Source organism: Nocardia sp. NPDC059764, from assembly GCF_042732555.1.
GTDB lineage: Bacteria > Actinomycetota > Actinomycetes > Mycobacteriales > Mycobacteriaceae > Nocardia.
On sequence record NZ_JBHWHH010000117.1, the window covers coordinates 1 to 23574 of the forward strand.

Here is a 23574-nt window from a genome sequence, read left to right on the forward strand (position 1 = left end):
GCCCCGGTGCGTTCCGCACCGGGGCACGGCCCGAGAGCGTGTGCAGCAGCCCCGCGCCATCCGGTGCGGGGCTACTGGACGTTGCCGGGTAAACATGCCCTGAACTGCGAATATATACGTTCTCAGTGAACGGGACCCCTCCTGATTGTGACCCCCGCAACAGCCACGATCGACGGGTGGCCCAGGGTGGGCCGGACCCGGAAGGACGGAGGCGTCCGATGCGCATCGGCATGCTTATGCCATATCTCGACGGCCTGGTGACCTCGGGCGGATTCCTACGGGAGTTCGCCGCGGCGGCCGAGGAATGTGGGCTGGAGTCGATCTGGACCGTGGAACACGTTGTGGTGGCCCAGGATTACGAGCCGCTGTACCCGTACTCGCCCGACGGCCGGATGCCCGGCGGCGGCGGTATCGGGGTGCCGATGACCGATCCGCTGGAGACCCTGGCGTTCGTGGCGGCGGCGTCGAGCACGGTGAAGCTGGGCACCGCCATGGTGGTGGCCCCGCTGCACAGCCCGGTGGTGCTGGCCAAGCGGGCGGCCACGCTGGACCGGATCTCGGACGGCCGTCTGCTGCTCGGCCTCGGGATCGGCTGGCAGAAGGAGGAATACGCGGCGATCGGCGTGCCGTTCGAGGAACGCGGCACCCGGCTCGACGATGCCATCGGGGCGATGCGGGCACTGTGGACGCAGGAGCCGGCGAGTTATCACGGCAAGCACGTGTCGTTCGACGATCTGTTCTGCCAGCCGCAGCCCGAGCGGTCGATCCCGATCGTGCTGGGCGGCAACAGCGCTCCCGCGGTGCGGCGCGCGGCCAAGGTCGGCGACGGCTGGTTCCCGTACACGATCTCCTCGGAGGATTTCGCGCGCGGCGCGGACACGATCCGCGAACTGTCCGCCGCGGCGGGACGTTCCGAGGACGCCGTCGAGATGACGATCTGGCCCGGCTCGTTCGACTTCGTGCGCGAGTTCGACGCCGACTACGTGCGTCCCTACGTCACCGCCGGTGCGAGCCGCATCGTGCTGACCCCGCCCATGTTCGGCCCGGAGTCCCTGCTCAACGGCGTGGAAAACCTTGCGGCCTACGTGGATCGGTACCGCAACGACGTGGAGTCGACGCTGTGAACCCGGCGACCCCCGTCCGCGTGTTCGACCGCGTCGTCCTGCCCGCCGACCGCACCGAGGACTGGCTCGCCCGGTGGCGCGGCGACTACCTGCCCGGCGCCACCGCTCGCGGCCTGCGCGCCCCGCAGGTGCTGCGTGAGCACACCGGCGCGGATTCGGTGGCCGTGCAGATCATCTGGGAGCTGCCGGGCATCTACGACTTCTACGGCATGCGCGCGGCGGCCGCCGCCGATCCGGGCGTGGCGGCCTTCTGGTCCGACACCGACGCGGTCGCCCTGACCAGGGAGCGGCACGTCATGGCGGTGCAGGAGGTGCAGGCATGACCCGTTGGGTGATTCTCACCGCCCCGCCCGCCGAGGACGCCGACGGCCGGCTGACCGCCTTCGCCTCCGCGGCGTCCGCGAATCCTGCTGTGGCGCACTGCTCGGCCGGGGTCGATCTGCCGGGCAGCGCGGGCGGCCTGGGCGCGCTGTGGGACCTGACCACCGAGTCGACGCCCAGCGCGGTCCTGCCGGGCCTGCCCGGTGCGGCCGATCTGGTGCCGCTGGCCCCGGTGCACGCCCGCGTGGTCCGCCTCGACGTGCCCCGCCGGGTGAAGCGCACCCTGCTGCTCACCGTCCGGGAGGGCACGTCCCCGGATACGGTGTCGCGCTTCGAATCCGACCTGATGGCCATGCCCGCCCACATCCCGGCCATCCGGTCCTGGTCCTTGAGCCGGGTCCCCGGCCACGCCCGCTGGACGCACGTCTGGGAGCAGGAGTTCGCCGACCCCGACGGCCTCAATGGCGACTATCTGTTGCACCCGTACCACTGGACGCATGTCGACCGCTGGTTCGATGCCGAGATCCCGGGCTCCATCGTGGACCCGGCGATCGCCCACCTGTACCGCTGGGCCGACGGCCCGGTGCTGGGGAACTGATCAGTCCGGGTCGCGCAGGCGCTGTTTGAGCACCTTGCCGCCGGCATTGCGCGGGAGGTCGTCGGCGAAGACGATCTCCCGCGGCACCTTGTAGCCCGCCAGCCGCGCGCGGGACCATTCGATGATGGGGGCCGGATCGGCGGCGGCCCCGGCGACGGGGACCACGTAGGCCCGGCCCACCTCGCCGAGCCGCTCGTCGGGGATGCCGATCACGGCGACATCGCGGATATCGGGGTGCCGCAGCAGGACTCGTTCGATCTCGGCCGGGTAGGCGTTGAAGCCGCCGACGATGAACATGTCCTTGAGCCGGTCGGTGATGCGCAGGTAGCCGTCGGGGTCGAGGGTGCCGATGTCGCCGGTGTGCAGGAAGCCGTCCGGGTCGATGGCGGCGGCGGTGGCCGCCGGATCGTCCAGGTAGCCGTGCATGACATTGGGGCCGCGGACGGTGACCTCGCCGGGCTCGCCGGTCTCGAGGGGTTTGCCTTCGCGGTCCACGATGCGGATCTCACTGCCGGGCAGGGGTTTTCCCACGGTGTCGGCGGCCAGTTCGGCGGGGGAGTCGGGTGGGCAGATGGACACCACGCCGATCGATTCGGTGAGGCCGTAGGCGGTGAAGACGGCGGGAATGCGCAGGTCCTCGTGAATGCGGCGGACCAGTTCGGCGGGGATGGTGGAGCCGCCGGTGCCCGCCAGACGTAGTGAGCCGAGCAGGTAGTCGTCGGGGCCGGCGGCGAGCAGGTCGGTGAAAAGCGTTGGCGGCCCGGCCAGGACGGTGATGCGTTCGCTCTCGATCAGCTGGAGGGCGATGGCCGCGTCGAAGCGTTCCATCGGGACCATGGTGGCGGTGCGTAGCAGGCAGGCCAGGATGCCCGCCTTGTAGCCGAAGGTGTGCGAGAACGGGTTAGCCAGCAAATATCGGTCACGCGGGCGCAGGGTGACGACCTCGGACCACCGGGCGAAGACCTCCAGCGTCTGGCGGTGCGTGGCCAGCACGCCGCGGGGGGTGCCGGTGGTGCCGGAGGTGAACAGGATGTCGGAGATGGACTCCGGGTCGACGGCGGCGGTGCGTTCGATCGCGGACCGCGGCTCGATCACGGCGCCCGGGGCCAGGAACCCGGCCCACGAGCTGATGTCCCAGTCCGCCGCGCTCTCGCCGCGGGCGTCGTCGAGCAGGATGAGGTGCTCCAGATCCGGTAGCCCGCGACCGGATTCGGCGAGCATGGCCGGGTAGTCCGCGCCCAGGAACTCCTGCACGGTGCACACGGCTTTGGCATGGCTGCGGGCCAGCACCTCGGCGGTTTCCGGGCCGCGCAGCCGGGTGCTGATCGGCACCAGAGTGGCGCCCGCGCCGAGCATCCCGAGGGCGGTCACGATCCAGCGAACACTGTTGGGAGCCCACAGCCCGACCCGATCTCCCGGCTCCAACCCGGAGGCGATCGCGGCCCGCGTCACCGCTGCGGCCTCCTCGGCCAGCTCGGCGAAAGTGAGCCGCCCCGCCGGTCCGGCAATGGCCACGGCCTCCGGATACCGCCGCGCCCGATCGGCCACCAGCGCCGGAATGGTCGTCACACCTCCGACCGCGGAGATGCCGCCCGAGTGCCGCCGATCCATCCGCCCATCCTGCCCCAGCCCCCTCACCCGATTGCCCTTATTCGCCGTGCCATCCCGCTGACCGGGCGTGCCGTGTTGGACTGCCCTCCGGGCGTACCCATTCCGGTCATCGGGATGGGACTTGGGGGTGCGGGGCGTCACACGGCACTCTCGTTGTAGTGGAACGTCGGGGGGGACGGATATTGCCCGGCAGGCCGCTCGAGCAGCGGCGGAGCGCTGGAGTGCGAATGAATCCAGAATCTCGAAGGAGTGACATGACGGCCGGAACGGAGCTTGCGCAGCGCCAGGACCTCGCGGCGGGCGCGACCACCGTTGTCGAACTCGACGGCGCGTGCGGCTTGTCGCGGGACAAGATCGGCGGCAAGGCGTGGAGCATCGATCACATGCGGGCGCTCGGGCTGCCGGTGCCGCCCGCGTTCGTGATCACCACCGACGGCTGGGCCGACTACACCACCCGCGGCGCGATCGCCGAGGAGATCTGGGCGCAGGTGCTCGAGGGCATCGCCATGATCGAGCGCGGCACCGGCCGCCGCTTCGGATCGGCCGATCGCCCGCTGCTGGTGTCGGTGCGTTCGGGCGCGGCGATCTCCATGCCCGGCATGATGGACACCGTCCTCAACCTGGGCATGACCGACGCGGTGCAGCAGGCGCTGGCCGCCGAGACCCGCAACCCCGGCTACGCGGACGACACCCGCTCCCGTTTCGTGCACCAGTACCGCGAGACCGTGCTCGGTGACGCGAACGGCGTCGTCCCGGCCGACCCGTGGGATCAGCTGCGCGGCGCCATCGAGGCCGTGTTCCGGTCCTGGGATTCCCCGCGCGCCAAGACCTATCGCGCCCACCGCGGCCTGGCCGACACCATGGGCACCGCGGTCACCGTGCAGGCCATGGTGTTCGGCAACCTCGACGAATCATCCGGCACCGGTGTGCTTTTCAGCCGCAACCCCAATACCGGCGACACACCCGTCTACGGCGAGTGGCTGGTCGGCGGGCAGGGCGAGGACGTGGTGTCCGGCCGCCTGACCCCGCGCCCCCTCGACGATCTGGCTGCCACCCAGCCCGCGGTGCACGAGCGGCTCATCGCCGCCGCGCAGCTGCTGGAGCACGACGGCCGCGACCTGCAGGACATCGAGTTCACCGTCGAGTCCGGCACCCTGTGGCTGCTGCAGTCGCGTCCGGCCAAGCGGTCGGCCCGCGCCGCGGTGCGCACCGCCGTCGCCATGGTCGAAGAAGGCCTGATCAGCGCCGACGAGGCCCTGGACCGGGTGACGCCCGATCAGGTGCGCGAGGTGCTGCGTCCCGCCTCCGGTGACACCGGCGGCCAGGAGCCCCTCGCCCGCGGCGAATCCGCCTGCCCCGGACTGGCTTCCGGCGTGGTCGTGACCGACCCCGATGAAGCCGAGACCCGCGCCGAGGCCGGCGAGGACGTCATCCTGGTCCGTCCCACCACCAGCCCCGACGACCTGCACGGCATGATCGCCGCCCGCGCCATCGTCACCGAACTGGGCGGCACCACCTCGCATGCCGCGCTGGTGAGCCGCGAACTCGGCCGCCCGTGCGTGGTCGGCTGCGGCCCGGGTGTCGTGGCCGCGCTGACCGGTAAGACGGTCACCGTCGACGGCGGCGCCGGTCTGGTGCTGCCCGGCGAAGTCGTCGCCAAGCCGGTCGAGCAGTCGGTGCTCGACGACGTGCGCCAGCTCGCCCAGTGGGCGGGCGTGGACGGCGAACAGCTGGCCGAGCGCCTGGAAAACCGTTCCGCCGCAAGCGAGAACGCCGAGCAGGAGGAAGTGACCGCCGTGAACGCTCCCGTCACCGAACTGGCCGTGCTGCGGCTGGTCGGCATCAAGGGCCGGGTGAACGCCGACAACCTGGCGCTCAGCCTGTTCGCCGACACCGCCGAGATCGCCTCCTGCTGTGCGGATCTGGTGACCGCGGGCTACTGCGCCACCACCCCGGCCGGCTTCCGCATCACCCCGGACGGCCGCCCGCGCCTGGAGCAGCTGCTCGCCGAGGAGCGCGGCACCGTCGACGCGGCCGCGATGACCGCCGCCTACGACGAGTTCTGCGTCTTCAACGCCGATCTCAAGGTCATCATCACCGACTGGCAGATGAAGGACCCGGCCACGGTCAACGACCACGCCGACGCCGACTACGACGCCTCGGTCCTGGCCCGCCTCAACGGAACCCACCAGACCCTGCGCCCGCTGATCGCCCGCCTGGGCGGCCTGGCCCCGCGCCTGTCCCGCTACCTGGATCGCCTGGACCGCGCCGTCGAGCGCATCGGCGAGGGCGACCACACCTACGTGGCGCGTCCGATCATGGACAGCTACCACACCGTGTGGTTCGAGCTGCACGAAGACCTGATCGGTCTGTGCGGCCTGACCCGCGCCGAAGAGGCGGCAGCCGGCCGTGCCCACTGAGCCCGTAGCGACCGACGCGCCCGTGACCACCGACGCCGTGACCGGCCGCTGGATCGACTTCGCCCAGATCGACAATGTCCGTGACCTGGGCGGCCTGCCGGTCGCCGGCGGCGGCACCACCCGCTTCGGCATCGTGCTGCGCTCGTCGACCCTGCAGCAGGCCACCTCCGACGATCTGTCGCAGCTGGTCGACACGCTGGGCCTGCGCACGGTCATCGATCTGCGCCTGCCCGACGAGGTGGAGCGCGAGGGCTACGGCCTGATCGGCGGTTCCGCGGTGCACATCGCGAACCTGCCGATCCGCAAGTCGCCCCAGTCCTCCTTGGCCGCACGGGATCTCGTCCCCGACAAGACCCGCGTCGACCTGACCGAGCTCTACGGTCAGCTGCTCGGCGGCAGCGGCGAGCACATCGTCGAGTCGGTGCGCCTCATCATCGATCCGGTCCGCCACTCGGTGCTGTTCCATTGCGCCGCGGGCAAGGACCGCACCGGCGTGCTGGCCGCGGTCCTGCTGGACGCGGTCGGCGTTCCCGCCGAGGCGATCGCCCACGACTACGCCCTCACCAACGAGCGCATCCAGAAGGTCCGCGACCGCCTCGACGCCCTCCCGTCGTACGAGGGCCTGCCGCAGACGAACACCGGCATCCTCGCGGTCTCCCCGGAGGTCATGCTCGGCTTCCTGGCGAACCTGCACGCCGAGCACGGCGGTGCGGCCGCGTGGCTGCTCGCCAACGGCCTCACCGAGTCCGAGCTCGAGCGCCTGCGCGAGGTCCTGGTCGCCTGAGCGCTCCGCTGCTCGAACACCACGTCGCCGCCCTCGCCCGGGGTGATGAACGGCAGCAGCCGTTCCGCCTCGGCGCGCAGGGCGGCTTCGTCGTCCGCGGCCAGGGCGTGCCACGGCGTGATCCGGATGGTCGACCCGTCCACATCCCACCGGCCGCGCACGAATCCGTCGATCAGGTACATCGGCACCCCGCCCGACGCGATCTTCGCGATCCGGGCCCGATCCTCGTCGCGGATGATCCGTCGCCGATCCCGATGCCCGAGGCAGGAATTGTCGAACGCGGGCAGAAACCGCACCGGCGCAGGCGAATCCGCCTCCGCGATCGGAGCGTCCGGTACATCGAAGAGCTCGCGTCCCGCATCATCGCGAAACACCCGGAGCTCGCCCCGCATCCCCTCGACCACGTCCGCGAGCTTCGTGACCCCCGCGAACTCCTGGATATCGCCCACCGTCGCCGGACCATAGGCCGCCAGATAGCGCCGGTTCGGCTCCTGCCCCTGCACCGCGACGAGGTGCCGGATCAGGTCGGCGACGGGCATCGCGGTTCGTTCGTGCAACCGCTGACGCAGCAGCAGGGTGCGGTTTAGGGTTCGCAGCGAGAGTTCCGGCATGAATCCATCGTCGACAACGACTGGGACAGTTCTTGTCCTATATGGAGGACGGGTTATGGGCACGGTGCGGGCGGGGGAGTTCCGGCACGTCTACGATCCGAGCGAGGCCGGTCAGCGGTGGTACGTCAACGATCACTCGCTGATCAGGGATGCCCGGGGGCGGTGGCATCTGTTCGGGATCACGCATCCGGAACCGGCCGATCCCTTCGACGAGACCGAGTTCGCGCACGCCACCGCGGACGATCCGCTCGGGCCGTGGACCAAGCATCCCTCCGTGCTGACGGTGGACCGGGAGCGGGGGGAGCGGCATCTGTGGGCGCCGTTCGTCGTCCACGCCGGGGACCGATACTGGATGTTCTACGACGGCGGCGGAATCGACCGCACCGCAACGGGTATGGGCCTGGCCACCTCCACCGACCTGTTCCACTGGCGGCGGCATCCGGCGAGCCCGGTGTTCCGGGACGGCTACGACGCGCGGGACCCCATGGTGCTGCGGATCGGCGACGCATGGGTCCTGTACTACTGCGCCACCAGCACCCCCGCCGGTGGGAATCATATCGTCGCCTATCGGACCAGTCCGGACCTGATGCGGTGGAGCGAGCGCCGCATCGCCTACACCGATCCGACGACCGGGACCGGGGCGGGCAATACCGAGTCACCGTTCGTGGTGCGGCACGAGGACGCCTGGTACCTGCTGATCGGTCCGCGCCCGGACTACATCGGCACCGAGATCTTTCGCAGCGACAATCCCTTTCACTTCGACACCTCCGACCGCGTGGGACACATCCGGGCCCACGCCGCGGAGGTGATCACCCATGACGGCGGCCTGTGGGTGACGCATGCCGGGTGGGGGCAGGGTGGAGTCGCGCTGGCGCCCTTGATCTTCCCGGGCTGACCCGAAAATCCGATTTCGGGCGTGGCGGGCGGTCTGAACTGGGATTCTGGACGGTGAGTCGAGAGTCCCACCCAGTGCTGACGATCAGAACGTTGCGGGGAGGCAGGCACCATGGCCCGAATCGGCGTGATCAGTCTTTCCGACGGCCGCGACTATGTGCACGGCGGCATCGTCGGATTCATCAAGACGGCGGAAGACCGGCTGGTCGCCGAGCTGACGGCCGCCGGGCACACCGTGATTCGGGGCCGGGAACCGGTCGCGAGCAATGGCCGGGCGGTCGAGGTCGCCCGGCGGGTGGAGGCCGCGGGGGTGGATCTGACCGTGCTGCACTACGCGGTGTGGGCGTTCCCGCACTTCACCATGCTGGCGGCGGGCGCGCTGCGGGGGCCGCTGCTGCTGTTGTCGAACATCGACCCGGTGCAGCCGGGCATGGTGGGGATGCTGGCCGCCGGCGGGGCCCTCGATCAGATCGGGCGCGAGCACGCCCGGCTGTGGGGTGACCCGGCCGATCCGGAACTGATCGTGGCGATCGGGGTGCGGGCGCGGGCCGCGGCGGCGGTCGCGGGACTGCGCGGCAGCACCTTCGGGCGGTTCGGCGGGCGGCCCATGGGGATGAACACGGCGGTCGCCAATACCGATCAATGGCAGCGGGTGTTCGGGATCGACGTGGAGGAGATCGACCAGTGGGAGATCGTCTGCCGCGCCGACCAGGCCGACGCCGGTGAGGCGCGGGCGGCGCGAGAATGGCTGGAGCGCAATACCGCCGGGGTGCACTACGACGGGGTCAAACTGACGCCGGACCTGCTGGAGCGGCAACTGCGCTCGTATCTGGCGGTGCGGGATCTGATCGCGGAATGGCGGCTGGACTTCTCCGGCATCAAGGGCCAGCCGGAACTGACCCAGTACTTCGCCACCATGGACGTCACCGAGGCCTTCCTCAACGACCCCTACGACTGGAACGGGCCCAAACAGCCGCATGTCTGCGCCACCGAGGCCGATATGGACGGCGCGCTCACCATGCAGCTGCTCAAGCAGATCTCCGGCACCCCCGTGCTTTTCGCCGACGTCCGCCACTATCACGCCGACCGCGACATCTGGGATCTGTGCAATTCCGGCCAGCACGCCACCTGGTACGCGGCCCGCAGCGACGATCCGGCCGAGAACCTGGCCCGGGTGCACCTGTACCCGGAGGTGTTCTTCTTCCCGGCGGGCGGCGCGTCGGTGCACCACTTGGCCGCGCCCGGCGAGATGACCTTCGCCCGCCTCACCCGCCGCGACGGCGACTACCGCATGCAACTCATGCTCGGTGCGTTCGAGACCTACGACGACGCCACCAACGAATCGCTGATGAAGCAGTCCACCTGGGAATGGCCGCACGCCTTCGCCCGCCTGGACGCCGACGCCGGGGATTTCCTGTCCCGCTTCGGCGCCAATCACATTCACGCCGTCCCCGGTGATCAGCGCGCCACCGTGCGTGCGGCCTGCGAGCTGCTGGGCGTCACCCTCGACGAGTTCACCCGGGCGGGCTGACATGCTCCTCGGCATCGATATCGGCACCTCCGGATCCAAGGGCGTACTCACCGACCGGGACGGCGTGGTCGCCATGCGCGCCGAACGCCCGCACCGGGTGTCGACGCCCCGGCCCGGCTGGGTGGAGCACGACGCGGAGACGGTGTGGTGGGCCGACTTCGTGGGCATCGCCCGCGACCTGGTGGCGGCCGCGGACGGCGAACCCATCGAGGCGCTCGCGGTGAGCGGCATCGGCCCGTGCCTGCTGCCCGCCGACGCGGACGGCCGCGCACTGCGGCCCGCCATCCTGTACGGGGTCGACACCCGCGCGGGCGTCGAAATCGAGGAACTGGACGCGGAATTGGGGCCGCTGACCGTGCTGGAGCGGTGCGGGTCGCCGCTCACCAGTCAGGCTGTCGGCCCGAAACTGCGCTGGCTCATCCGGCACGAGCCGCGGGTGTGGTCCGCCACCCGAATGCTGTTGATGGCCAGTTCGTTTCTCGTGTACCGGCTGACCGGTCGCTACGTCCTCGACCACCAGTCCGCCAGCCAGTGCGTGCCCATGTACGACCTGGTGGCCCGCGACTGGGCCACCGACTGGGCCGAATCCGTCGCGCCCGGCCTGCGCCTGCCCGAATTGGCCTGGCCCACCGAGATCGTCGGCCGCGTCACCCCCGACGCGGCGGCCGCCACCGGTCTGCCGGTGGGGCTTCCGGTCACCACCGGCACCATCGACGCCTGGGCGGAGGCGGCCGGGATCGGCGTCCGCGCCCCCGGTGACTGCATGATCATGTACGGCACCACCATGTTCCTCACCCAGGTGCTGGCCGACCCGCGCCCGCAGCCGGGGCTGTGGACCACCTGCGGAACCTGGCCCGGCACCTTCACCTCCGCCGCCGGGATGGCGACCTCCGGCGCGGTCACCGACTGGTTGCGGGCCCTCACCGGCAGCGCCTTCGCCGAACTGCTCGACGAGGCGGCCCACGTCCCGCCGGGCTCCCGCGGCCTGCTGGTGCTGCCCTACTTCGCGGGCGAACGCACCCCGCTGTTCGACCCGAACGCCCGCGGCCTGATCGCGGGCCTCACCCTCACCCACCAGCGTGCCGACCTCTACCGCGCCGTCCTGGAGGGCATCGGTTACGGGGTCCGCCACAATCTGGAGGCGATGGCCGCGGCCGGCGCCCCCGCCACCCGACTGGTCGCGGTCGGCGGCGGCACCAAGGGCGGCCTGTGGACCCGCATCGTCTCCGACATCACCGGTCTGCCGCAACAGCTTCCGGCCGACACCGTCGGCGCGGCCCTCGGCGACGCCCTGCTCGCCGCCGAGGCCTTGGGCCTGGACACCTCGGCCTGGAACCCGATCATCGCCACCATCGAACCGGATCCCGACACCACCGCGCACTACGGCCCGTACTACCGGCACTACCGATCCCTGTACGAGACAACGAAATCCACCGCCCACTTCCTCGCCCGGGAGCAACACCGCGCCGCGCCGTGATCTCGGCCAGGGGGCGCTTCTGACCGTCTAGGCCGTCGCGGCGAATCCGGCGCGCAGATCGGCGAGGATGTCGTCGATCCCCTCGATCCCGACCGCCAGGCGGATCAGGCCCGGCGTGACGCCCGCCGCGAGCTGCTGTTCCGGGGTCAGCTGCGAATGCGTGGTGGAGGCCGGGTGGATGACCAGCGAGCGCACGTCACCGATATTGGCGACATGGCTGTGCAGGGTCAGGGCGTCCACGAAACGCTTGCCGGCGTCCACGCCGCCCGCCAGCTCGAAGCCGATGATCGCGCCGACACCCTTGGGGGCCAGCTGCTTTCCGCGCTCGTACCACGGCGAGGACGGCAGGCCCGCGTAGGAGACGGCCGTGACTTCGGGCCGCCCGGTGAGGAATTCGGCCACCGCGGTCGCATTGGCCACGTGCCGCTCGAGGCGCAGGCTCAGCGTCTCCAGCCCCTGGCTGATCAGGAAGGCGTTGAACGGCGAGATCGCCGAACCCAGATCGCGCAGCAGCTGCACCCGTGCCTTGAGCGCGTAGGCGGGTGCGCCGAGGTCGGCGTAGACGACGCCGTGGTAGCTGGGATCGGGTTCGGTGAAGCCCGCGAATCGTCCACCGCGCCAGTCGAAGGTGCCGCCGTCCACGATCACGCCCGCGACGGCCGCACCGTGGCCGCCCAGGTACTTGGTCGCCGAGTGCACGACGATGTCCGCGCCGTGCGCGAACGGCTGGATGAGGTACGGGGTGGCGACGGTGTTGTCGACGATGAGCGGAATCCCCGACCCGTGCGCGACCTCCGCGATCCCCGGAATGTCGAGCAGGTGGTTCTGCGGATTGGACACCGTCTCGCCGAAGAACGCCTTGGTGTTCGGCCGGATCGCCGCCCGCCACTGCTCGAGATCGTCCGGATCCTCGACGAAGCTCACCTCGATGCCCAGCTTCGGCAGCGTGTACCGGAACAGGTTGTAGGTGCCGCCGTACAGCCGCGGGCTGGACACGATGTGATCCCCGGCGCCCGCCAGGTTCAGGATCGCGAAGGTCTCCGCCGCCTGGCCCGACGCCAGCAGCAGGGCGGCCACGCCGCCCTCGAGCGCCGCGATCCGCTGCTCCACCGCGTCCTGGGTGGGGTTCATGATCCGCGTGTAGATATTGCCCGGCTCGGCGAGCCCGAACAGCGCGGCGGCGTGGTCGGTGTCGCGGAACGCGTACGACGTGGTCTGGTAGATCGGCAGCGCGCGGGCGCCGGTCGCGGCGTCGGGCTGCTGCCCGGCGTGGATCTGCTTGGTCTCGAAACTCCAGGTGGCGCTGGGGTCTTCGGGCAGGACGGATTCGGTCATCGGGGCCTCCGGTGGGTGGGGTGCTGCTACTGGGTGACGAGGGTGGTCTCGACCGGGGTGCGGCCGGTGGTGAGGTCCAGGACCGGGCAGTGCTCGTCGACGGCCCGTTGCAGTTCGGCGTAACGCGCGGCGGATTCGGGGCCGCCGACCCGGACGGTGACGCGGACCGCCTGGAAGCCGGGCCGGACCGTGTCGTCCAGGCCGAAGAAGCCGCGCACGTCGAGATCGCCCTCGGCCTCGATGGCCAGGTCGTCGATGGTGATGCCGAGGCGCTGGGCCCAGAACCGGTAGGTCACCACCTGGCAGGCGATCAGCGAGGCCAGATACACCTCCACCGGATTGGGTGCGGATCCCTCGCCGCCCAGCGCGGGCGGCTCGTCCACCCGAACCGTGTACCGGCCCAGCGCGATTGCGCTGCCCACTGTGCCCTCCGGCGTGCCCGCGGCCCGGAAGACCACGGTGGCCTGGGCGGGATCCGCCGCCACGGCACGTCCGGTCGCCTCGACGATATCGTTCAACGGGGTGCTCAGCTCGGTCGTCATACCTCGTGAAGCTACGAGTCAGCGACCGGTGCTGACGATGGTTGAACTCGCCGTGAGCGCAATAGCCGGTACGCATCCCGGGCCTCGGCTACCTGTTCGTCATGTGATGGTTGCCAACTGGACGGTCGTTCGGCAGACACGGTGACACCGGGGTGGTATGAATTCGCGGTGGCATGGACTTTGCGGCTCAGCGAGGACGAAGAAGCTGCGCTGGGTGCGCAGGCGGCGATGGAAGGGCGATCCAAACAGGAGATCGCCCGCGACGCCATCCGGAACTACATCACCCGGCACAAGACGTGGGATGACTACCTGTCGGACGGCCCGGTCGTCTACGGGTAGTAGGTGTCTCTGATCTCGGCGTAACGCTGGCGGATCGCGGCGCCGACTCCCGCTGCCAGGGTGTGGAATTCGGTGCCCGGCGGGGTGGGCCAGCGGGGTGGGCGCGGGCCGCCGCGCAGCGCCCAGGCGGCCTGGCGGGCCGCGCCCAGGGCGACGTACTCGCTCGGGTTGGGGACCGTGACGGTGCGGCCGAAGATGGTGGCCGCCGCGTGGGCGATGAGGCGGGAGCGGGATGCGCCGCCGATCAACAGGATTCGATGCGGGACCGTCGGCAGGCGGTCCAGGGCCTCGGCGATATTGCAGAGCATGCCCTCGATGGCGGCCCGGGCCAGATGGTGCGGGCGCATGGTGTGCGGGCGCAGGCCGTGCAGACTGCCGGTGGCGTGCGGCAGATTCGGGGTGCGCTCGCCCGCGATGTAGGGCAGCAGGGTGAGACCGTCCGCGCCCGCGGGGGATTGCGCGGCCAGCACTTCCAGGCCGGACACGTCGGTGCCCAGCAGGACCGCCGTCGCGTCCAGGACCCGGGCGGCATTGAGCGTGCAGACCAGCGGCAGGAACGCGCCGGTGGCGTCGGCGAACCCGTTGACGGCCCCGGAGGGATCGGCGCTGGGCGACGCGGCCCGGGTGAACACCGTCCCGCTGGTGCCCAGCGACACCACCACGTCGCCGTCCGCGATGCCCAGCCCCAGCGCCGCGGCCGCGTTGTCGCCGGTGCCCGCGGCCACCAGCCGCCCGCCCGGCGTGTGCCCGGCGATCTCGGCGGGCGCGAGCACCCGGGGCAGGCCCGGACTGCGGCCTCGGAAGGCCATGGCCAGCAGGTCGGTCCGGTAGGCGCCCGCGGCCGGGGACCAGTACCCGGTGCCGGAGGCGTCACCGCGATCGGTGGTGGGCTCGGTCGCCGGATCGCCGCCGCGCAGCTGCCAGGTCAGATAGTCGTGGGGGAGCAGCACCCGGACCGTCCGGTCGGCCAGCTCGGGTTCGTGGTCGGCGAACCAGCGCAGCTTGGCCACGGTGTGCGCGGCCAGCGGCACACTGCCCACCGCGTCCGCCCACGCCTGCGGCCCGCCCAGCTCGCCCACCAGCTGACTGGCTGCCTCCGCCGAGCGAGTGTCGTTCCACAGCAGCGCGTCCCGCACCGGATGCCCGGCGGCGTCGAGCACCACCAGCCCGTGCTGCTGCCCGGCCACCGCGATGGCCTCGACATCACGCATCATGCGATCACAGGCCGCGCGCAGCGCCTCCCACCACATAGCCGGCGGCACCTCGGTGCCGTCGGGGTGCGGAATCTGGCGCTGCCGCAATACCGTTCCGGTATCGGCGTCGCACACCACGATCTTGCAGGACTGAGTGGAGGAATCCACTCCGGCAACGACCGTCATTGGCCACCACCCTCTATCGTGCCGCCCGTCCGGGATGCAACTGGATCTTGCGTCCGGTGCCCGCGCGGAAGGTCCGCAGGGCATCGCCGAATTCCTCGAGGGCGAAATCATGGGTGATCACGGTGTCCGCGTCGATCACGCCCTCGCCGAGCAGGTCCACCGCCCGGCCGAAACTGTGCAGTACCGCCATGGATCCGACGATGGTGATCTCGTCGTTGTAGATGCGGAACGGCGAGACGCTGGCCCGCGCCGCCGCCGGGGCCACCCCGAACTGCAGATAGGTGCCGCCGCGCCGCACCCGCGAGAGCCCGTCCTCGATCGCGGCCACCGTTCCGCTGCAATCGATCACGATCTCCCAGCCCTCGGGCCGGTCCATGTCGTCGGCCGACGTGGTGGCCGCGTCCGCGCCCAGGGTGCGGGCGACCGCCAGCCGGTCGGCATTGGTGTCCACCACCGACACCGAGGCCGCGCCCGCCGCGGCGGCCAGCTGCTGCATGAGCAGACCCATGGTCCCCGCGCCGTAGATCAGATAGTGCGAGCCGAGTCGCCGTGGCAGCCCGTCGAATCCGTGCACCGCGCACGAGAGCGGTTCCACCAGCGCGCCGTGCGCGGGCGACACATGCCCGGGCAGCCGATAACAGTTGGCGGCGGGCACTTTCACGTACTCGGCCATGGCGCCGTCCACGGTGTCGCCGATGGCGCCCCAGTTCTCGCACAGATTCCCGCGCCCGATCGCGCAATAGTGGCAGCGGCCGCAGAACAACGACGGATCCACCGCCACCCGGTCGCCGATCCGCACCCCGGCCGCGTCCGCGCCGAGCGCCACCACTTCCCCGGCGAATTCGTGTCCGGGCACGATCGGATAGGGGGTGGGCGGGAATTCGCCCTCGACGATATGGATATCCGTCCCGCATATCCCGACGGCGTCCACCCGGATCACGACCTCACCGGTGCCGGGTAGCGGATCCGGCACCGATTCGACCGAGAACTGTCCGGGCTTCTCGACGACCAAGGCGCGCATACGAATACCATGCACCCGCGTGCCACGCGCTCGACGCGTTTTACGCAATAGCAATCGCATTCTTTCCGCTGTCCCACAATCGTTACGGGACGTTCGGGGGATCAGGGGAGCGATTGATACCAGAAGGCGGTGGACGCCACGTGGGCTTGGTCCAGCGGTCGGTAGTGGCCGTCTTCGCGCCAGCCCAGCGCCTGCACGGTGGCGCGCAACCCGGACTCGAAACAGATGGGGTCGGGAATGTGCCAGCGGTACATGCCGAATCGCTGATGCGGCTCGTAGATTCGATGCGGCGGCAGCACCTGCGGCATGCCCAGATAGGCGGTGGAGTAGGGGCGATAAGCGCCGTCGAGGTCGAAATTCCAGGCCCCGCCGAAATAATCCTCGGTCCCGGTGCCGCAGAGGGTGGGGAATTCGGTGTCGTCGTCGAGATAGAACTTGAGCTCGCCCTCGCCCCACCAGCCGGTGGCGCGCGGCTGCACGGCCAGATACGTTCCGGCGTACCGGCCGGGGCCGCCGTCGATCTCGACGATCGGATGTTCCGCGGGCGTGCCCAGCGGATCGGAGCAGCGCCACCGGGCGTGCAGATACCCGGCGGCGCCCGGTAAGTCCTCTTCCAGATAGGTGATCTGGTAATACACCGGCGCGGCCTGTTCGGACCCGTTGTGCAGGGTGATCAGCGCGCGGGAGTGGAACGGCATGGCCCAGTAGCTGTTCAGACCGCCCGCCGGTGCGACCACGATCATGGCGGAGTCGACGAGGGCCAGCTGATCCCAGCCATTGCAGAAGAAGTCGCCCAGCGGCACCGCGACGGCCGGTTCCGGCGCGTCGTCCCAATACATCTGGAGCGTGAAATCGCGCAGCAGCGCGCGATCGGTGGTGAGCCACAGGTGCCGGATCACGCCGGGCCCGGAAAGGTCGGCGAGCGTAGCGGTTTCGCCGGGCCGCAGGTCGATGGACGGCGAGACCTTCCAGCCCCGCCCCAGCCCCGCCGCCGCGAACGCACCGGTTCCGGAGATGGCCCGCCCGCCCCCACCGGGCTCACCGGTCGGGTTCTCCGCGCTCACCGAGCGGGTGCGCCGCCCGTCCAGCTGCCAGATCTCGTGCATTATGCGAATTTTCGCATGTAGATCGAAATTGGGAAGCGGACATGGGGCGGACATGCGGATGCCGACGCCGTCCCATGGCCGCCTCCCCGGGCCACGGCGCCGGCATTGCGGAGGCTGCTGCTAGCCCGCCAGCTTGGACTTCAGCGTGGCGACGGTCGCGGCGTCGATGCCCAGGCCCTGCGACAGGAAGTTGTCGAAGGAGCCGAAGCTCGCCTGCACGGCGTCGAAGGCGGAGTCGAGGAAGGCGCGGTCGACGCCGAGGACCGGCTCGAACAGCGACGGGTCCTTGACCAGCCCGGCGGCGACCAGGCCGTCGAGGGTGGCCTGGTTGGCGGCGGCCAGGTTGTCGTTGGAGTCCAGGTAGTCGTTGTAGACCTGGCCCTTCGGCGCGCCCAGGGCGGTCAGCAGGATGGCCGACATCCAGCCGGTGCGGTCCTTACCGGCGGTGCAGTGGAACAGCACCGGGCCGTTGGCGTTGGCGATCTCCTTCAGCGCGGCCGAGAACTGCCCGCGCGAGGTGGCGTCGGTGACCAGCCACTTGTAGTAGTCGACCATGTACTGCTGGGCCTTGCCGTCGCCGAGCAGCTGCTGCTGGACCTCGGGGCCGCCCTGCACGGCCTTGGCGAAGAACAGGTAGAAGTCGTTGTTCGGGTCGTACACCGGCAGCGACTTGGCCGGGATGGAGGCCGGCAGCTTGTCCGGGTTCTGCGAGCGCTCGACCGGGCTGCGGAAGTCGATGATCTCGGCGATGCCCGCCGACACCAGCTGCTGCTGCTCACCGGCGCTGAGCTTGTTCAGGGCGTCGGAGCGGTAGACCGAGCCGACCTTCACCTTGACGCCGCCGTCGATCGGAATGCCGCTCAGATCACGGGCATTCGGCGCGGTGGACAGGTTCAGCGAGACGCCCTTGGGGGTCTGCAGCACCGGCACCGGCGCGGCCACCGCGGGGGTGACGGCGATCGGCGTGATGGCGATGAGCGCGGCGGCTACACCGGTCAGAGTGCCGCGTACGGCGCGCGAGATCGTCACTGGGGGTATTCCTTTCGGTGACGGACCGGGGCGTGGGTGTGTCTCGGTCCGGGTATAGATGCGCAAAGTGGAGACTGGTTGGTTTGTAGTTGGGCCGACCGGTCTCCGGTGGACCGACCGTCCTCGGGCGCGAGCGCGGCGCGCTCGAGGCGGGTTCGGTTGCGGGCCGCGCCTATTCGGCGTCGGCCAGCAACGTGATGGTCCCGGCCGCACCGTCCACCCGGACGCGCTGGCCGTCCTGCAGGCCGGTGCTCGCGACCTTGGCGTCCACCACGCAGGGGACGCCGAACTCGCGGGCCACGATGGCGGCGTGCGAGGCCGCGCCGCCGATATCGGTGACCACCGCGCCCGCGTAGGCGAACATGGCGGTGTGGCCGGTGTCGGTCACCGAGGCGACCAGGATGTCGCCCGGCTCGATGTCGTCGTCGAGGGTCAGCACGCGCTTGACGGTGCCCTCCACCACGCCCGGGCTCACGCCCAGACCGGTGATGGTCTCGCCCACCGCGATCGCGCCGGAGATCTCCTCCGGCTCCCACGGGCCGTTGACCACGTCGGGCATGCGGACCGCCTGGAAGCGGGTGCGCTCGGCCCGGCGGCGCGCCACGCGCTCCTTCAGATCGGCCGGGGCCCACAGGATCTCGTCCAGGTTCAGGAACACCGAGTCCTCGATCTCGGTGAGCTTGCCCGCCTTCACCAGGCGCGCGGCGCGCTCCTGGGTGGCCAGGCGCAGACAGTTGGTGACCCGGACGACGGCGTCGCGGGCGCGCTCGCGGTAGACGGTCGCGCCGACGGCCATCTTGGCGGTGCGGCTGGTCGGCTCCGGCACCGGCTCGCGGTGCGGCGCGGGCATTTCCGCGGCCCGCCCGGCGGCGGTGACCAGCAGTTCGGGGCGGTCGCCGAAGGTGCTGTTGATGAGCTCGCACTCGCCCGGACCGCGGTGGCCGATCTTGGCCAGCTCCTGGTCCAGGGCCTTGGAGAACTCCGGCGACTTCTCGCGGGCCGCGCCCACGTCACCGGTCTTGGCCAGCGCCTGCAGCCCGGCGTCCTTGCGGCACAGGCCCGCCAGCCGCTCCACGGCCAGCATGGTCTTGGCCGACTCCAGGCGGTTCAGATCGATCTTGACCTCGCCCTTGTGGGCGGCGGTGGCCGCGCCGGTCATCATGACGCCGATGGAGGCCGCCTGCCACGCCTGGTTGAGGCGGTCGCGCCAGAGCAGGGCGCGGGCGTGCAGCTGCTCGTCGGTGAGTTCGGAGATCTGGTCGCGGTTCAGCGCCTCCGCGTGCGAGGCGGCATTGATCAGCTCGGCGGTCTTGCTGAACTGCAGGGCCGTCGAGGCGACCCGGCCCATGGCCTTGAAGGTGCCCGCGCGGGCGGCCATACCGGTCGGCATGGCGGGACGGCCCTTGGGGTGCAGCTCGAGGTCGCCGATGGTGCCGTAGACGTCGCGGCGCACGCTCTCCTCGTCCCAGCCGGGCATGTTCTCGGCGGAGAAGACGCCGATGGAGGCGTTGATGTACATGTGGTGGCCGAGCACGCTGGTCACGCGGGACACCCAGTGCTCGAGCGCGATGCCCTCGATGGCGATCATGTGGCCCATCGCCTCGTTGCCCAGGCGGATGGCCCCGGCCTGCAGGTCGATGGTGAGCGGGGTGAGCGGACCGGGCAGCGCCTCGGAGGTGTTGGTGGCGGTGTAGACCGGGATGCGGTCGTCGACGAGATCGTCGAACTCGCCCTGCAGTCCCTCGGGGGCGGCGGAAGTCAGCTGGTAGCCGTCGGAGGTCGGGGCGTTCTGCGGCACCACGTGGGTCGGCAGCGGGATCGCGCCACGGCGGTTGCGGAAGCCGGAGCCGCCGCTCTTGCGGCCGTGCAGGCCGCGCGCGGTGTCGGCGATGACCTCGGTGGCGTTCCAGCCGTAGCGGAAGCCCCACTCCTCGCGGGCCGCGCTCGCGTCGACCTTGGTCTGCGTCGCCGACGACTTCGGCAGCCACGCACCGTATTTCACGCCCGCCTCGGCCAGGATGCGCTTGACCTCGGCGCTGGACACCTCGCCGGGCGCGGCCAGTTCGACCACGCCGCCGCGCTGCGACAGCGCCGCCAGCACCAGGAAGCGCTCCAGGTCGTCGTAGTGCAGCACCTGCACGCTGCCCTTGCCGCCGCCGGTCAGGGTCTCGAGAGTGCGCCAGCCGCCGTGATCGACGCGGCGGCCCGCCACCAGCGCGGTGCGCACGATGAGCGCGTCGGCGCCGGAGCCGGCCACGATCTTCTCGATGCTCGAATCAGCGCCCGCCGCAACGGGAACCACGAGGCGCGCACCGGATTCCTGGGCCGCCTTCGCGATCGCCGCGACCGCCGGGCCCGCCAGGTGCACGATCGCGTCGGCCCCGGTCGCGGCCCGCGCGCACACCTGCGCGTCGGACAGGTCGCCGACGGTCACCTCGACCCGCGGGTCCACGTAGCGGTGCCGCTGCCGGTCCAGACCGGATACCTCGTGGCCGGCGGCCAGCAGCATGCGCGCGACGGCGCGGCCGCTCGGCTCGGTGACTCCGGTGACCAGAATCCGCATTGACTCTCCTCCTCGTGCAGGCGTCCCCAACCACAGTGACGCCGTTCACACACCATCCCTATTGCGCGAGGAGGTGACGGGTCGCAGTCCCGTTGAACGGGATCGGCGAATCGGTCAGCAAGATGGACCGCTAAGGAATGGCGGTCGGAGCGGGCACCGTCGAGTCATGACAGTGCGGAATTCGGTCACGCCGCGGGCGGCCGGCGAGGTGGGCCCCTACGACATCGAGACCGATGTGCTGATCGTCGGCTACGGCGCGGCCGGGGCCGCGGCGGCCTTCGAGGCCGCACACGCGGGCGCGCAGGTGCTGATCGTGGACCGGGCGGGCGGCCCGGGCGGTGCGTCGGCCAATTCCGGCGGCGAGATCTACCTCGGCGGCGGCACCCCGATCCAGGTGGCCTGCGGCTTCGACGACACCCCCGAGGCCATGGCCGCGTTCCTGAAGGCCGCGCTCGGCGCGGGCGCGGACACCGCCAAGATCGACGAATACTGCGCGGGCAGCGTCGAGCACTTCCATTGGCTGGTCGACCGCGGCGTGCCGTTCAAGCCGACCATGTGGAACGCCCCCACCTGGGTGCCGCCCACCGACGACGGCCTGATGTGGCTGGGCGAGAACAGCTGGCCCTTCACCGAACTGGCCCACCCCGCCCCGCGCGGGCACCGGCCCACCGCCAACGACTTCGGCGGCAAGCTGCTCATGGAGTGCCTGGCCGCCGCGGCCGAGGCCGCCGGGGCCACCACGCGATTCGACACCTACGTCAGCACGCTCGTCGTCGACGAGGACGGCGTCGTGGTCGGCGCGGTCGCGCGCCGCTACGGCGAGGAGATCACCATTCGCGCCCGGCGCGGAATCGTGCTCACCACCGGAGGTTTCGTCGACAACGACGCCATGCTCGCCGCCCACGCGCCGCAACTGCTCGGCCACACCAAGGTCAGCGCGGGCACCGACGACGGCTCCGGCATCCGGATGGCCCAGGCGCTGGGCGCGGCCGTGCGCCACATGTCCGCCGGGCAGGTCGGCATGTCCCTGATCCCGGGGCTGGCCGTGCGCGGCATGGTGGTCAACGCCCTGGGCCGCCGCTTCGTCAACGAGGACACCTACCCGGGCCGGATCGGCCAGCACGCGCTCTACCGCCAGAACATGGGCGGCAGCTGGGCGGGCGACGACACCGCGGTGTGGGTCATCGTCGACGAGGAGGGCTTCGAGGACGTCCCCGAACCCCAGCGCTGGGGCGTGCGGCCCACGCACGTCGCCGAGACGCCCGAGGAGCTCGAGCAACTCACCGGCCTGCCCACGGGGTCGCTGACCACCGCCATCGGCCGCTACAACGAATTCGCCCGGCAGGGCGCGGATCTCGATCACCACAAGGCCGCGCGCTGGCTGCGGGAACTCACCCCGCCGCTGGCCGCCATCGACGTGAAGGCCGGGGTCCGCCCGCCGTCGGAGGCCGGTGACCGGCGCGGCACCGGCGCCTCGGTGTTCACCCTGGGCGGTCTGCACACCGATCTCGACGGGCACGTGCTCGACCACGACGGCAAGCCGATCGCGGGTCTCTACGCCGCGGGCCGGGCCGCCAACGGGCTGCACGGGTTCGGCTACATCTCCGGAACCTCGCTGGGCGACGGCACTTTCTTCGGCCGCCGGGCTGGAACCGCCGCCGCCCGCCGCGCGTGAACTCACGAATCGGGCAGGCGGTTTCGATCTAGACTCGCTCGCTATGGATGTGCACTCGCGGCAGTTGCGGTATTTCGTCGCGGTGGCGGAGGACCTGAGTTTCACGCGGGCCGCGCAGCGGCTGCACGTGGCGCAGCAGGGGTTGAGTGCGCAGATCAAGCAGTTGGAGCAGGCCCTGGACCTGGTGCTGTTCATCCGGACCACGCGCAGTGTGGAGCTCACCGCGGCGGGGGAGGCGCTGCTCGAGGGGGTCCGCGGCGCGCTGACCACCTTGGGCCTTGCCGTGGAGCAGGCGCGGGTGGCGCAGCGGCGCGAATCGGACCGGCTGGTGCTCGGGTTCCTCGAGGGCGCGGCGCTGACGCTCACCGAGCCGATCCTGGCGGCCTTCCGGGAACGGCATCCGGACGTGACGGTCGACATGCGGCAGTTCACCTACGAGGAGCCCGCCGCCGGACTGGCCGACGGCAGCGTGGACGTGGCCTTCGCGCGACTTCCGTTCCGCGCGGACGGAATCCGGGTCGAGCCGCTGTTCGCCGAGCCGCTGGTGGCGCTGGTGCCGGCCGAGCACCCGCTGACCGCATTGCCCGAGGTGCGGGTGCGGGACCTGCTGGACCAGCCGCTGCTCGGCGCGGACAACGACGATCCGGTGTGGAATGCGTTCTGGGAGTTGCACGATCACCGCGACGGGACGCCCGCGCCGGTGGTGTCGCGGTCGAAGTCGCTGCTGGAGGAGCTGCACAAGGTGTCGGCGGGCGTCGGCGTGGTGCTGACCGTCGCGTCGGCGCGCTGGATGCCGTTTCCCCGGGTCCGGTTGCTGCCGATTGTCGATGCTCCGCGCAACGAGGTAACCGTGGCCTGGCCCGCGGAACACGAGACTCCGCTGGTGCGTTCGTTCGTCGAGATCGCGCGGGAGGTCCGGGCCGCGCGTCCGGAACTGGTCGAGCTGCTGGAACGGCCCGATTTCGAGGATCGGACACTACCGGCTCACCTCTGATTGACAAGTGCCGCTTGTCAATCACCGAAGAATAGCTGTTTCACATTGCTGAGGGGACGCCCTACTGTTGCCAGACGTGGGCGGACAACGCGGGGGGCTGCGTCGTCCACCGCGAACCTCCCTGCGGTTCGTGGCCGCCTCGTTTCCTGATGAGGCGCACCCCTCATTTCCCGATGAGGGAATCTCGGATAGCCGGCGCCGCCGGACACCGGATTGAGCC

General features: G+C 70.8%; 19 protein-coding genes and 1 pseudogene. 11 read left to right on the forward strand and 9 right to left on the reverse strand.

From position 1 onward, the window contains the following. Positions 1–218 precede the first annotated feature (218 nt). Genes ACFV4K_RS23775 through ACFV4K_RS23785 form a run of 3 tightly spaced genes read left to right on the forward strand, consistent with a single transcriptional unit; the run spans position 219 to position 2043 of the window. Positions 219–1124 carry an LLM class F420-dependent oxidoreductase gene (locus ACFV4K_RS23775; RefSeq protein ID WP_379277805.1) on the forward strand — a complete coding sequence of 302 codons (906 nt, stop codon included), beginning with the start codon at positions 219–221 and terminating at the stop codon, positions 1122–1124. Further along, positions 1121–1447 (forward strand): hypothetical protein, encoded by a 327-nt coding sequence (locus ACFV4K_RS23780; RefSeq protein ID WP_379277806.1) that lies wholly within the window; start codon positions 1121–1123, stop codon positions 1445–1447. Before ACFV4K_RS23775 ends, ACFV4K_RS23780 begins: the two co-directional genes overlap by 4 nt. After that, positions 1444–2043: a Dabb family protein gene (locus ACFV4K_RS23785; protein ID WP_379277808.1), complete on the forward strand. Its 600-nt coding sequence runs from the start codon at positions 1444–1446 to the stop codon at positions 2041–2043. Before ACFV4K_RS23780 ends, ACFV4K_RS23785 begins: the two co-directional genes overlap by 4 nt. Here ACFV4K_RS23785 and ACFV4K_RS23790 read toward each other — a convergent pair whose 3' ends face one another. Further along, complete coding sequence (locus ACFV4K_RS23790) at positions 2044–3654, reverse strand: FadD3 family acyl-CoA ligase (RefSeq protein ID WP_379277809.1); 1611 nt, start codon at positions 3652–3654, stop codon at positions 2044–2046. A gap of 254 nt (positions 3655–3908) precedes the next feature. Between ACFV4K_RS23790 and ACFV4K_RS23795 the strand changes: the two genes are divergently transcribed. After that, entirely contained in the window at positions 3909–6074 is a 2166-nt protein-coding gene (locus ACFV4K_RS23795) for a pyruvate, phosphate dikinase (RefSeq protein WP_379277811.1), read from the forward strand. 22 nt (positions 6075–6096) lie between these two features. Then, entirely contained in the window at positions 6097–6858 is a 762-nt protein-coding gene (locus ACFV4K_RS23800) for a tyrosine-protein phosphatase (protein ID WP_379277813.1), read from the forward strand. Positions 6859–6965: 107 nt separating this feature from the next. Here ACFV4K_RS23800 and ACFV4K_RS23805 read toward each other — a convergent pair. After that, positions 6966–7469: pseudogene (locus tag ACFV4K_RS23805) on the reverse strand (DNA glycosylase AlkZ-like family protein); the annotation flags it as partial. A 55-nt stretch (positions 7470–7524) separates the two neighbouring features. On the opposite strand from ACFV4K_RS23805, the gene ACFV4K_RS23810 reads away from it, so the two are divergent. The 3 genes from ACFV4K_RS23810 to ACFV4K_RS23820 all read left to right on the forward strand — a co-directional run bounded on the left by ACFV4K_RS23810 (position 7525) and on the right by ACFV4K_RS23820 (position 11371). Next, the gene (locus ACFV4K_RS23810) at positions 7525–8364 is read left to right on the forward strand and encodes a family 43 glycosylhydrolase (RefSeq protein ID WP_379277815.1); all 840 of its coding nucleotides are present in this window, start codon (positions 7525–7527) and stop codon (positions 8362–8364) included. 111 nt (positions 8365–8475) lie between these two features. Further along, positions 8476–9894, forward strand: coding sequence for an L-fucose/L-arabinose isomerase family protein (locus tag ACFV4K_RS23815; RefSeq protein ID WP_379277816.1), 1419 nt, complete (start codon positions 8476–8478; stop codon positions 9892–9894). Position 9895: 1 nt separating this feature from the next. Continuing rightward, the gene (locus ACFV4K_RS23820; RefSeq protein WP_379277818.1) at positions 9896–11371 is read left to right on the forward strand and encodes an FGGY-family carbohydrate kinase; all 1476 of its coding nucleotides are present in this window, start codon (positions 9896–9898) and stop codon (positions 11369–11371) included. Positions 11372–11398: 27 nt separating this feature from the next. Here the strand turns inward: ACFV4K_RS23820 and ACFV4K_RS23825 are convergent, their stop codons facing one another. Together ACFV4K_RS23825 and ACFV4K_RS23830 are read right to left on the reverse strand one after the other, a co-directional pair. Further along, on the reverse strand, positions 11399–12706 hold the full coding sequence (locus ACFV4K_RS23825; protein WP_379277819.1) for a bifunctional o-acetylhomoserine/o-acetylserine sulfhydrylase: 1308 nt from the start codon (positions 12704–12706) through the stop codon (positions 11399–11401). A 26-nt stretch (positions 12707–12732) separates the two neighbouring features. Beyond that, entirely contained in the window at positions 12733–13248 is a 516-nt protein-coding gene (locus ACFV4K_RS23830; RefSeq protein ID WP_379277820.1) for an OsmC family protein, read from the reverse strand. 168 nt (positions 13249–13416) lie between these two features. On the opposite strand from ACFV4K_RS23830, the gene ACFV4K_RS23835 reads away from it, so the two are divergent. Next, entirely contained in the window at positions 13417–13587 is a 171-nt protein-coding gene (locus tag ACFV4K_RS23835; protein ID WP_357279684.1) for a CopG family transcriptional regulator, read from the forward strand. On the opposite strand, the gene xylB is transcribed toward ACFV4K_RS23835, so the two are convergent. From xylB to ACFV4K_RS23860, 5 genes are all read right to left on the reverse strand, one after another. Then, complete coding sequence (gene xylB, locus ACFV4K_RS23840) at positions 13578–14966, reverse strand: xylulokinase (protein ID WP_379277822.1); 1389 nt, start codon at positions 14964–14966, stop codon at positions 13578–13580. The genes ACFV4K_RS23835 and xylB overlap by 10 nt on opposite strands. 13 nt (positions 14967–14979) lie before the next feature. Further along, positions 14980–15987 (reverse strand): zinc-dependent alcohol dehydrogenase family protein, encoded by a 1008-nt coding sequence (locus tag ACFV4K_RS23845; protein WP_379277824.1) that lies wholly within the window; start codon positions 15985–15987, stop codon positions 14980–14982. Between the two features lie 101 nt (positions 15988–16088). After that, entirely contained in the window at positions 16089–17093 is a 1005-nt protein-coding gene (locus tag ACFV4K_RS23850; protein ID WP_379277826.1) for a glycoside hydrolase family 172 protein, read from the reverse strand. 120 nt (positions 17094–17213) lie between these two features. Next, positions 17214–18122: a tyrosine-protein phosphatase gene (locus ACFV4K_RS23855; RefSeq protein WP_379277828.1), complete on the reverse strand. Its 909-nt coding sequence runs from the start codon at positions 18120–18122 to the stop codon at positions 17214–17216. A 172-nt stretch (positions 18123–18294) separates the two neighbouring features. Further along, positions 18295–20685: a PEP-utilizing enzyme gene (locus tag ACFV4K_RS23860; RefSeq protein WP_379277830.1), complete on the reverse strand. Its 2391-nt coding sequence runs from the start codon at positions 20683–20685 to the stop codon at positions 18295–18297. Between the two features lie 166 nt (positions 20686–20851). Between ACFV4K_RS23860 and ACFV4K_RS23865 the strand changes: the two genes are divergently transcribed. Then, positions 20852–22360, forward strand: a complete 1509-nt coding sequence (locus ACFV4K_RS23865; protein ID WP_379277831.1) for an FAD-dependent oxidoreductase — start codon at positions 20852–20854, stop codon at positions 22358–22360. Positions 22361–22403: 43 nt separating this feature from the next. Beyond that, on the forward strand, positions 22404–23354 hold the full coding sequence (locus tag ACFV4K_RS23870) for a LysR family transcriptional regulator (protein WP_379277833.1): 951 nt from the start codon (positions 22404–22406) through the stop codon (positions 23352–23354). Positions 23355–23574: the final 220 nt, after the last annotated feature.

Bases quoted from the DNA above. Each gene is read 5' to 3' on its own strand.
- ACFV4K_RS23775 (WP_379277805.1), top strand. From the start codon at position 219: ATGCGCATCGGCATGCTTATGCCATATCTCGACGGCCTGGTGACCTCG.
- ACFV4K_RS23785 (WP_379277808.1), top strand. From the start codon at position 1,444: ATGACCCGTTGGGTGATTCTCACCGCCCCGCCCGCCGAGGACGCCGAC.
- ACFV4K_RS23790 (WP_379277809.1), bottom strand. From the start codon at position 3,654: ATGGATCGGCGGCACTCGGGCGGCATCTCCGCGGTCGGAGGTGTGACG.
- ACFV4K_RS23795 (WP_379277811.1), top strand. From the start codon at position 3,909: ATGACGGCCGGAACGGAGCTTGCGCAGCGCCAGGACCTCGCGGCGGGC.
- ACFV4K_RS23810 (WP_379277815.1), top strand. From the start codon at position 7,525: ATGGGCACGGTGCGGGCGGGGGAGTTCCGGCACGTCTACGATCCGAGC.
- ACFV4K_RS23815 (WP_379277816.1), top strand. From the start codon at position 8,476: ATGGCCCGAATCGGCGTGATCAGTCTTTCCGACGGCCGCGACTATGTG.
- ACFV4K_RS23820 (WP_379277818.1), top strand. From the start codon at position 9,896: ATGCTCCTCGGCATCGATATCGGCACCTCCGGATCCAAGGGCGTACTC.
- ACFV4K_RS23825 (WP_379277819.1), bottom strand. From the start codon at position 12,706: ATGACCGAATCCGTCCTGCCCGAAGACCCCAGCGCCACCTGGAGTTTC.
- ACFV4K_RS23830 (WP_379277820.1), bottom strand. From the start codon at position 13,248: ATGACGACCGAGCTGAGCACCCCGTTGAACGATATCGTCGAGGCGACC.
- xylB (WP_379277822.1), bottom strand. From the start codon at position 14,966: ATGACGGTCGTTGCCGGAGTGGATTCCTCCACTCAGTCCTGCAAGATC.
- ACFV4K_RS23845 (WP_379277824.1), bottom strand. From the start codon at position 15,987: ATGCGCGCCTTGGTCGTCGAGAAGCCCGGACAGTTCTCGGTCGAATCG.
- ACFV4K_RS23850 (WP_379277826.1), bottom strand. From the start codon at position 17,093: ATGCACGAGATCTGGCAGCTGGACGGGCGGCGCACCCGCTCGGTGAGC.
- ACFV4K_RS23860 (WP_379277830.1), bottom strand. From the start codon at position 20,685: ATGCGGATTCTGGTCACCGGAGTCACCGAGCCGAGCGGCCGCGCCGTC.
- ACFV4K_RS23865 (WP_379277831.1), top strand. From the start codon at position 20,852: ATGACAGTGCGGAATTCGGTCACGCCGCGGGCGGCCGGCGAGGTGGGC.
- ACFV4K_RS23870 (WP_379277833.1), top strand. From the start codon at position 22,404: ATGGATGTGCACTCGCGGCAGTTGCGGTATTTCGTCGCGGTGGCGGAG.